Source organism: Verrucomicrobium sp. BvORR106 (assembly GCF_000739655.1).
In the GTDB taxonomy this organism is placed as follows: domain Bacteria; phylum Verrucomicrobiota; class Verrucomicrobiia; order Verrucomicrobiales; family Verrucomicrobiaceae; genus Verrucomicrobium.
In genome coordinates this window covers 23,333-31,500 of the sequence record NZ_BATR01000095.1, presented here as the reverse complement: position 1 = coordinate 31,500, position 8,168 = coordinate 23,333, and the positions used below count along the sequence as shown (strand labels likewise).

The window sequence follows — 8,168 nt, the reverse complement described above, 5'->3', positions numbered from 1 at the left end:
CCCCTCCGGAGCGGAAGCTGCCGGCGGCGCTCCTGAAGGCGCTCCCGAGTCCGCCAAGGACAAGGGCAAGGTCGTCGACGCCGACTTCGAAGTCGTGGACAGCGACAAAAAAGCTTAAGACTCCCCTCTTGAAGCACGTGGTATCTCACCCCTGAAAATTTGGGTCCGATCCCCGTGCTTCAACCGTATTCACCGTCGCCCGGATGGCGAATGCCCTGTCAGTAGAGAAAGATTTCCCCACAGCCGGTAGCGACACCGCATTTTTGAAAAACGGCGCGCTACCGACTGGGTGAACCAAACCAAAACACAACAGAAACCCGAAAAGCAAACAGCATACCAACCATGGCTACCAAAATCACACCTCTGGGCCGCCGCGTCCTTGTTAAGCGCGTAACGAGCGAGGAAAAGACCGCGGGCGGCATTTTCCTGCCGGACACCGCCAAGGAAAAGCCCCAAGAGGCAGAAGTTCTCGCCCTCGGCACCGGCAAGGATGACGAAGGCAAGGACGTGACTTTCACGGTTGCCGTCGGCAACAAGGTCCTCATCTCCAAGTACGGCGGCACGGAAGTGAAGCTCGACGGCGACGACGTGCTCATCATCAACGAAACCGACATCCTCGGCATCATCGCCTAATCACAGGCGCTTCCTCCCAGTTAACTCAAAAATCGAATACCTAAGAACATGGCTAAACAACTCAATTTCGACGAAAGCGCCCGCCAGGCCCTTCTCCGTGGTGTGCAAAAGATCGCCAGAGCGGTCAAGGCAACCCTCGGGCCTTCCGGCCGCAACGTGATCCTCGAGAAGAAATTCGGTTCCCCCACGATCACCAAAGACGGTGTCACCGTGGCCAAGGAAATCGAACTCAGCGATCCTTATGAAAACATGGGCGCTCAGCTCGTGAAGGAAGTCTCCTCCAAGACCAGCGACGTGGCCGGTGACGGCACCACGACCGCCACGGTGCTTGCCGAGGCGATCTACTCCGAAGGTCTCCGCAACGTGACCGCCGGTGCCAACCCGACCTCCCTCCAGCGCGGCATCCTTAAGGCCACCGAGGCCATCGTGGCCAAGCTGAAGGAAATCAGCCAGCCCGTGACCAACGCGACCGAAATCGCCCAGGTCGCCACCGTCTCCGCCAACTGGGACACCGAGATCGGCAACATCATTGCCGACGCCATGGACAAAGTGGGCAAGGACGGCACCATCACGGTGGAAGAAGCCAAGAGCATCGAGACCTCCCTCGACGTCGTGGAAGGCATGCAGTTCGACAAGGGCTACCTCAGCCCTTACTTCGTGACCGACGCTGAGAGCATGGAAGCCGTTCTTGAGAACGCCCTGATCCTCATCCACGAGAAGAAGGTCAGCAACCTGAAGGACCTCCTTCCCCTGCTTGAGAAAGTGGCCCGCACCGGCCGCCCGCTTCTGATCATCGCTGAAGACGTGGAAGGCGAAGCCCTCGCCACCCTCGTGGTGAACCGCCTCCGCGGCACCCTCAACATCTGCGCCGTCAAGGCTCCTGGCTTCGGCGACCGCCGCAAGGCCATGCTCGAAGACATCGCCATCCTCACCGGTGGCCGCTGCATCACCGAAGACCTCGGCCTCAAGCTTGAAAACCTTGAGCTCAGCGATCTCGGCCGTGCCAAGCGCGTGACGATCGACAAGGAAAACACCACCATCGTTGAAGGTGAAGGCGGCTCCGAAGCCATCGCCGGACGTGTGAACCAGATCCGCCGTCAGATCGACGAAACCACCAGCGACTACGACCGCGAGAAGCTCCAGGAGCGCCTTGCCAAGCTCGCCGGCGGTGTGGCCGTCATCAACGTCGGTGCTGCCACCGAGACCGAGATGAAGGAAAAGAAAGCCCGCGTGGAAGACGCCCTGCACGCCACCCGTGCAGCCGTTGAGGAAGGCATCGTCCCAGGGGGCGGTGTTGCCCTTATCCGTGCACAGGCCGCTCTGGCTGATCTCAAGCTCGTTGGCGACGAAGCCACCGGCGCTGACATCGTCCGCCGCGCCATCGAAGCTCCCCTCCGCCAGCTTGCCGCCAACGCAGGTCTGGAAGGCGCGCTCATCGTGGCCGAAGTCAAGAAGGGCACCGGCAACCAGGGCTACAACGTCGCCACCGGCGAATACGTCGACCTCATCAAGGCTGGCGTCGTCGACCCGACCAAAGTCACCCGCAGCGCCCTGCAGAACGCCGCTTCCATCAGCGGTCTTCTTCTCACCACGGAGTGCCTTATCTCCGACCTGCCGAAAGAAGAGAAGGCTGAGCCTGCTCACGACCACGGCGGCATGGGCATGTAATTCAGTGACTCGGTGAACCGGTAATACGGTAAACCAGTCAACCAGCTTAAGCGGGTCGCAGGAAACTGCGGCCCGCTTTTTTTGTTTTCAGCAAGAGCGGCAGCCCCCAAAGCACCAACCGGAGCCCAACAGCTGCAGCGAGCACAAGTGTCGCGAAGCGTCTTGGAGTGTCGGTGGCTCGACACCGCTTTCGCGGCTCATGCGATTACCTAGAACCCAGAGGCTTCAACAGGGCGCGCGACGCCCTCTCCCACTCGGCCTGCATCTACGCACGATGTGAGGAAAACCGGCCAACTGGCGCGCCTTTTGGGGAAGGGCAATCCAGGCACTCCAATCGCATACCGCCACTGGGTCGAAGCTCCTTCCTGGAAGAGGATGCGGCGACAAGCCCAACGTTGACGAGCTTCCAGCGAGTCTACGTTGGGTGGAGGAGAGAGGTGTCCCTACTCCGAAGGAGTTGCGGCGGTCTGATGATGGTGTCGCGCTACGGCTCCTTGGCAGACCACTTATGCCAGGCGGGTTGCACCCTCTCCAGCGTTTTGTGTCTCCCCGCGCAGCGGCTCTCACTTCAACACAAAGACCACCGTCGCTCCCACCAGCGCGGCAAGAGCCAGCCAGATGACCAACGCCATGACCGGATTGCCATTGGCAGCCGCGAGTTCACGATGCTCACGGGTCATGATGCTGCGCAGATGATCATCCAGTCCCGGTTGTTGAGAGAGCTCCAACTGCGACATCGTCACTTCACTCAGGAATGGATTGGGAACATCCTTCGGCTGACGCCAGGTGATCTCGCAAACATAGCCTGCGCACATCATCAGCCCCAGGCCCGCTCCGGGCAGCCACAGGGTACCTTCATACAACAGCGCGGCGTCTCCCGTGGGATTGGCCGCCTGTGAAGGAGAGATCACTTCCGATTCCTGGAAAGGATCTGTCACTGCGTCTTCCTTGCGCCATCCCGCGCCGGAAATGATCGGCTGCATGGTCAGCAAGGCCTCGTGCAGCGGCACATCAATGATGGGTTTGCCCGCCCAGCGGTACTTGTCTGAATCTTCCAGAGAGATCTGGTACAGACGCTGATGCTTGTCGAACACCAGCTCCAGATCCCATCCAGAGGTCACCAGAAAACATTCTTCATCCTCCTCCCATTCGGAAGTGTCCACGCCCTCTGCATTCAGCAATGCCTCCACCTCCTTGCGGGTCATTCCCGGCCGCAGTCCGCGCCACGATTTCAGTTCAGACAAATCATACGCGAGTTCGGCAGGGGCATTCATATCAATCAATCTCCAGGCTGAGCACCAGGCGACCGTCGTAGGACGATCACTCACGGTGCGGTTCTGCATCCTGCATGTGCATCCCCTGCTGCTTGTGACACCACCACATCACATCTTTGCCGTGCCCTGACACTCAGGCACGTGGAGCAGTCCATTTCTGACGGCTACTGATTCGCCCTTTGCGCCAGCGGCTTTGACGGCAAAGTCTCACCGGGCTTCAATGCCGGCTTCACAGGTCGTTTGATCGATGGCTTGGGACGACTCCCCGCCTTGGGCGCGGCGGATTTCGGCAGGTCCAGCGCTGTCTTGAGCGGCTCGATGTTGTCCGGCTCTTGCGGTCCGCTCATTGCCTCCTTCACGGAGGCGATGATGGACGCGGCACGTTCCGGCTGCTGCTCCGCGAGTACAGCAAAGAGTTGCTCCACGAGCATTCCCAGCACGGCATTGTCACGCTGAAGCTGCAGGATCTTCTGCTCCAGCGTCCAGGCCACTTGCGTGATCTGGGAGCGGTTCACCGTCGCTTCTATGGAAGCACGGCCCGCCGTCGTCGCAGCATCGTCGATCCTGGAGTCCTGAATCAGATCCGCCAGATCACCAAAGAGCAAACTCGAAAACTTCATCGTCCAAAAAGCTCCGTTCAAACCGCCCACCTGTAAACGGTCAATTTCCTCCTTCCACTCTTCCCCCTACCCGATGAACTACTGCTCTACCGAATTACAGAGTCACCGATTTACCGACGTACCGGCTCACCGGCCGACCGAGAACTTGCCGATCTCTATCACTTCCTTCTTGTCCTCCAGCCGGCGTGTCACGGCGTCACGACGCACCTTTCCTGCCTGATCAAAGGCCGTCTGGAACTCCACCTGCACCGTTGTCGCCCCCGCCAGCTTCTGCTGGGTGTTACCATAGTAGTTCACCTTCACCGTATAAGTGCCCGGTAGCGGACGACGCACGGTGAAGACCTCCGGACCGTAGCCCCGCGTACAGTCGGCACTCATGTATCCTCCGGTCTTGGTGCGGTTGTGATTGTAGATGCAGATCTCCCCGGTGGGGTCGATTACCCACAGGTCCATGTCCGTGTTGTCCGCGTCCCAAGTCAGCACCACCCGCAGATCCACGGGCACGCCCTCCAGCAACGCGGCCGGGATCCCCAACGCCTCCACATCCGGCCTCCGGTTGGCCGGGCAGTCCGCTGGCACCTTCTTCAGCAGATCATTGAGTTCGTGCAGCGCGATCAGCTCCACATCACGGAAACGGCCATCCCACTGTTTCCGCACCACCTCTGAGAGCAACCACGCCGCCCGGGCATAGTCTGGCTCCTTCCTCTCCGCCAGACACAGTGCCAGATCACGTCGGCTCTGCGGCTCCTCGCCGCGCATCTTCAGGACCGCCTCAAACAAAGGCACCGCCAGGTCATGCCTCTCAAGCTGCTGCAGGCGATAGGCCAGAATGCGCAACAGGGGCGCACTCTCCAGCTCCATCTCCGCCAGGTTCGAGAGCACACGCAACGCCAGACGTTCATCCTTCTTCTCTTCACGGAAGAAGTCCGCGCAATCCAGGAAGAAGGCGGAGCTGCTGGCGTTGGCCGTGCGCTCCTTCAGATACGCCGCATAGGCATCCTCCGCCTTGCGCAGCTTCTTCAGGTAAGGCGTGTTGGGATCCCAGGCTTTCACTTCGATCTGACTCGTCATGGCAGGTGGGGAGGCATCGCCACTCTCACCTACGACCGATTTGGCGCTGGCGCGACTCCGTGATGCCCCGGCAGGTGCCGGAGAGGCAGGGGACATCGGCATCACGGCCATGGGCTGGGCCGCGGTCGCCGGGCGGGGTGGCGGCGGAACTGCTCCGCCAGCAGCCCCGTAACTGTCCCTCGCTCCCCCCTCAGCCTCCTGCTTGAGTTGATCGTCAGATCCAGGCAACAGTTCAAGCCGCCGCTGCCGCAGCGCATCCACTGCCAGCATCACCTTGGTTGCTTCCTCGATCCATTGGTTCCGGCTCGCCGTCTCACGCCCTTCCTTCTTCCATCTGGAGTCAAGATCACGCGCCTTTTCCTTCAGGGCAGCGGCAGCGGCCGCGTCTTCCTGGCTCAACGCGCCCCGCTTTCCAGACTGGCCCACGGTCTTCCCGCCTGGCTGGCTCTCAGCAGAGAGTGCCGCATACAGGGCCGCCTCACGCTCAGCTGCCGGCTTCAACACCGTCTCCAGCCAGGGATGGCGCTTCTCATGCCATTCGGTGAACTCCTTCCACGCCTTCGCGACTGCCGCCAGATGCTCCGTCTCGTCCTTCTTGCGTGAGTCCTTGGGCTGTTTCTTCAGCAGTGCCAGGTACTCATCCCGCAACTCCGGCTCCGGAGGTTCGATCCCATGACGCACGTAGTCCTCCATCCGGTCCAGCACGATCAAAGACGTCCCTTCCGTCACCAAACGATGGGCCTTGCCCAAGGCAACAATGGTTGCCGCATTGCTGTCCGGCTCCAGGGAGAGCTCCGCGATCCGCTTCTGCGCCCAAGCACGACGGATAAAATCTCCTCGATCTGCAACCAGAGCCTGCTTGGGATCGAGCGTGATCTTCCGCGTCATCGTCACCTTGCCCCCTTGGCCGAACGTCAGTTCCACCTCACTGCGCCCCTCCACCCGTCCAGCCAGGGAAAACACCCGCCCCACCGCCTCCGGACGGCTGGGGCTCACCTCCGTCACCTTTCCGGAAATCACCCGCGCACCGAGGAATTGGAACGGCACTGCACTGAGCGACTTCACCGCATCCTCTACTCCCGTCGTCAACAGGTTCACCACCTGTCCTCCATTCGCAGCCGCCATCTGCTGCAGCCTCACCTGATCCACCATCGCCGCGGCGTGCACCGCATGCAATTGCACCGGCCGCCCGTCCTTGCGTGCCCGCACTGGGTTCGAGGTGTCAAAGTTGAAGAACCCGTCCGATACCAGCAGCGCCACATCTGACTCCATCACACTGAGCAGATCCACTGCCCCCAGCGAAGTCCCGCCATCCAGCGGCAAGTCGTCTATGGCTTCCTTCAACGCTGCCGTCTGACCGTTCTGAATGACAAAACGCCGCGGAGCATCCGCATCATTGCGGAACGCGATCAGATCCACCTCCACCGAGCCCAGGCTCTTGAGCCAGGAATCGAGGAACCGCCACTCCAGGACCCGGTCCCGTCTCGCCGCACTGCCAGAGGCATCATAAAACAGAGCGATGCGCCCCGGCTTGGCGACCGGTGTCACCTCTGGCACCTCCAGCTCCACCCGGCCATGGAAATAACCAATCGACGGCTCCAGCGCATCCGCCACCATCAGAGAGCGCGCGCCGTTCCGTTCTCCACCATTGGGAACGAGGAAACTCAAAGGCTTCTCCAGCCGCGCATTCTCCAGCGTCAGTTCTGCCACATAGCTGTCCCGCCACTTTTCAAAAGAGAGCACCGCAGAGTCCTGCTGGTCCGTCACAGGTGACAGCTCCTGCTTCACCACCTCCGCCCGGGCGTGAAAACGCCCCACCTTTTCACCGAAGGCCATGGGCAGATGGTAACGAAAGCTCTCGGTGCCCCCCTCACCCACCTGCGATTGCAATTCCTGCTCAAAGGTCACCGACACCCGCTTCGTTCCCTGGGCCGGGATGGGATACACCCGGGTACGGAAGACATTGCCCTTGGTCAACTCTGCCAGACCGGGATCAATGCCACGTCGCACCACCTCTTCAAAAATCTCGCGCCCCTTCTCCTTCTCCACCACCACTGCTTGGCGCATCTTTCCCTCCACCTCCAGCGCATAGCCCGCCACGGTCTGCCCCACCCCCAGAGGAAAGATCAGTTCCCCCTCCAGCACCCGATTGTTGGGATTGTAGAAGGCCATCTCCATGGTGGTGGTGGCCAGATGTCCCTGGACGCGAATATCCACCTTCACCTCCTGGACTGTCATGCCCTTCAGCCTGCCCTGTTGAGGATCCACCCAGATGACCGGTGGCCGGCGCCCCAGAGTGTGCTCATCCTCCGCCTGCGGCAACCGGGTGATGGGACGGTTGGGGCGCGGCGGCAAGCCATCCCTCTTGCTTTGCGCCCAGGTGGCGGTCTCAACCGACAGAACGGTCAAAAGCGCCAGAAGCAACGGCTTCATCCATAGTGAAGAAGGGCGAACGAGAGGATGCATGGCAAAAGGGGTTCAAATAGAGCGATTGGCGGAAGGAGCGGGTCCATAGAGCCAACTCCCGCCGGGCATCACGCATCAGCACCCCGGTTCTTGGGTGAAAAACACCCTGTCTCCAGGCTCTGACACGAGACCACATCCTGCATGTCAAAAGCCAAAAGATTGTGACAGGGGGGGAATGCCGTGCGCGTGCTCGTCAGGTCTGGTCAGGGATTTGCACCGCCGCGACGACCTTTTCATCCCGAACCCGAAGGGTTCACCATGAATCGCCACAGGTCGACCGAGCGGAGCGAGGGCTACCCGTGGTGGGCAACGGTTCGCATTCTACCGCGGAGCGGTAGGCCCATCGTGTTGCGATCTCCAGACGACAATCCCGCACAGCACGCCATCCGCCATTTGGCCCCGACTGGCCTACCACTCCGCGCTAGAGTTCCCAGCG

Annotated in this window: 5 protein-coding genes; 2 read left to right on the top strand and 3 right to left on the bottom strand. The window is 60.9% G+C overall.

Annotated elements, in window-relative coordinates:
* Positions 1 to 342 precede the first annotated feature (342 nt).
* Together BV106_RS16090 and groL are read left to right on the top strand one after the other, a co-directional pair.
* Positions 343 to 633: a co-chaperone GroES gene (locus BV106_RS16090; protein ID WP_009960420.1), complete on the top strand. Its 291-nt coding sequence runs from the start codon at positions 343 to 345 to the stop codon at positions 631 to 633.
* Positions 634 to 681: 48 nt separating this feature from the next.
* A complete protein-coding gene (groL, locus tag BV106_RS16085; protein ID WP_038166392.1) occupies positions 682 to 2,301 on the top strand; it encodes a chaperonin GroEL in 1,620 nt (539 codons plus the stop codon).
* 563 nt (positions 2,302 to 2,864) lie between these two features.
* Here the strand turns inward: groL and BV106_RS16080 are convergent.
* The 3 genes from BV106_RS16080 to BV106_RS16070 form a co-directional block, all read right to left on the bottom strand.
* On the bottom strand, positions 2,865 to 3,575 hold the full coding sequence (locus tag BV106_RS16080; protein ID WP_038166391.1) for a hypothetical protein: 711 nt from the start codon (positions 3,573 to 3,575) through the stop codon (positions 2,865 to 2,867).
* A gap of 164 nt (positions 3,576 to 3,739) precedes the next feature.
* Complete coding sequence (locus tag BV106_RS16075) at positions 3,740 to 4,195, bottom strand: hypothetical protein (protein WP_038166388.1); 456 nt, start codon at positions 4,193 to 4,195, stop codon at positions 3,740 to 3,742.
* A gap of 126 nt (positions 4,196 to 4,321) precedes the next feature.
* Entirely contained in the window at positions 4,322 to 7,732 is a 3,411-nt protein-coding gene (locus BV106_RS16070; protein ID WP_081891800.1) for a VIT domain-containing protein, read from the bottom strand.
* Between the last annotated feature and the right edge of the window lie 436 nt (positions 7,733 to 8,168).